This window comes from Eudoraea sp. (assembly GCF_049665975.1).
Classification (GTDB): Bacteria; Bacteroidota; Bacteroidia; order Flavobacteriales; family Flavobacteriaceae; genus Eudoraea.
This window is the reverse complement of record NZ_JBATGR010000475.1, coordinates 1-1,960: the sequence shown is the minus strand read 5'-3', so window position 1 is coordinate 1,960 and position 1,960 is coordinate 1. Positions and strand designations below refer to the sequence as shown.

General features: G+C 35.2%; 2 protein-coding genes. One reads left to right on the top strand and one right to left on the bottom strand.

Translation table 11 applies throughout. From position 1 onward, the window contains the following. Positions 1-10: 10 nt before the first annotated feature. Positions 11-1,348 (bottom strand): DEAD/DEAH box helicase, encoded by a 1,338-nt coding sequence (locus tag WBN20_RS15345; protein WP_424282313.1) that lies wholly within the window; start codon positions 1,346-1,348, stop codon positions 11-13. A gap of 220 nt (positions 1,349-1,568) precedes the next feature. Between WBN20_RS15345 and WBN20_RS15340 the strand changes: the two genes are divergently transcribed. After that, positions 1,569-1,784 carry a hypothetical protein gene (locus tag WBN20_RS15340; protein ID WP_424272527.1) on the top strand — a complete coding sequence of 72 codons (216 nt, stop codon included), beginning with the start codon at positions 1,569-1,571 and terminating at the stop codon, positions 1,782-1,784. The last annotated feature ends 176 nt before the right edge of the window (positions 1,785-1,960 follow it).

Sequence of the window (1,960 nt, the reverse complement as noted above, 5' to 3'; positions counted from 1 at the left end):
ATAATAATTGCTACTTAGTACTCTTTTTGGAATCCTCGTTTTTTGGATTACCCTTGTTTGTTTGTGCCAAATAATTTGAGAGCACCTTGTCTATCAACTCATCTTTTGTTAAATGATGAAATACCGTCTTTATCTTATTACTAAATTCTTCTGAAACGGTACGATTTGGTTTGGTCTTAAATATTTTCTTCGCCCATAATAAGGCATTGTTTTCTTCTATGCTCTGAGCGTCTGCTTTTTTAAATTCACTAAAAACAATACCCAACTCTTTTTCAAAATCAGCAATATCTTTAACTTCTTCTTTTTGTAATATAGTTACTGAAAGCCCCTTTGCCCCTGCCCTTGCTGTACGTCCGCTTCTATGAACATACGTATCATAAGTATCTGGCAGATGATAATTAACAACATACGATATTTCTTTAACATCCAGGCCTCTGGCTGCTAAATCTGTTGCAACCAAAATAGCAATAGATCCTTCTCTGAATTGGCCCATAATACGGTCTCGAATACCCTGAGATAAACTACCATGAATGGCTCCGGATGAGAATTTATTTATGGCTAAGTTTCTTGCCAATTTATTAACCGCCGCTTTGGTTTTACAAAAGATAATCCCTCTTTCTCCTTCTTTACTATTTAAAAAATGTAGCAATACCTCTAGTTTTTCTATGGGTTCTACCACCATATAGCGATGATCGATGCCCTGGTGTCCAAGGGTAGACATATCTGCTTCTACCTGCACAACATGTTTAGACATGTAATTTTGAACCAATTGCTTTATGGCACCCGGCATAGTGGCTGTAAACAATAAAGTTCTTCGTGTTTTTGGAATTTCTTTGATAATACTATCTAAGTCTTCTTTTAAAGCGCTTACCATTTCGTCGGCCTCATCCAATACTAAATACTTTAGGTTTTTGATAGTAATGGCACCACGATTTAATAAATCTACCAAACGCCCTGGAGTTGCCACGACAATATGGGTAGTTGTTTTTAAACGTTCTATTTGAGGTTTTATAGGAATGCCTCCGCATACTGCGGCAATAGAAATGTCTGGGCTATGCGAAGCAAAAGAAATTAAATTAGCATGAATTTGTTGCCCTAATTCTCGTGTAGGGGCTAGTATAAGGACTTGTACCTTAGAGTCTTCAAGATCAACTAACTGCAACAAAGGCAATCCAAAAGCAGCGGTTTTACCTGTTCCTGTTTTTGCCAAGGCAACTAGGTCTTCTTTTTGATTAAGAACAACGGGAATTGTCTTTTCCTGAATATCTGTGGGAACAGAAATTTGCAAAAGGGCTAAGCTTTCTTGTAGCGCCTTATTAATATCTAAATCAGAAAACGTTTTGGACATAAAATAATTTTAAGCAAAGATAACCACACTTTCGATGGGAAAGTGAGACTTCCAAATAAACGGCTTTAGAATTATCAATTTATACGATACTTCTCTTCCCTCCCACAATTAAAAATGTTAAATATTTCTTAATACAGTACCTTTTTATGCATAGTACTGTAACAAATTAATTTTACTCTCGTCTATAGTATCAAGACAGCAATCAAAGAAAACCAAAGCAATGTTTAATCTATCAATTCTTTTCATTACCAAAGCGATTAAAGTGTTCGGAATTACCTCTGCAGTATATGACATTTACTTTAGCTTGTTTAGCGTAATGGAGATTAATCTCACCCTCTTAACTTATACCCTGGCCATTGAAACGCTTTTTGTGTATTTGAAATCTTCTAACTTGGAAATTCCGATATGGCTGGAAGCCATGGAAGACTTTATTTAGAATCGAGCATCTTATTAATTTGATACCAATTCAAAAAGTTAAGAAAACTATTTTTCAAGTAACAATTGCATTCCATACACAGTGCCTTTACTAAAGTTTCAGGAGACAAATGTTTTTTCATTACTTGTCTAATGTTTTTTAAAGGTTGCCACAATACGCATTATAGTATGCCACTA

Excerpts from the sequence above, each read along its gene's own strand:
- WBN20_RS15345 (WP_424282313.1), bottom strand. The coding sequence starts at position 1,348 with ATGTCCAAAACGTTTTCTGATTTAGATATTAATAAGGCGCTACAAGAA.
- WBN20_RS15340 (WP_424272527.1), top strand. The coding sequence starts at position 1,569 with ATGTTTAATCTATCAATTCTTTTCATTACCAAAGCGATTAAAGTGTTC.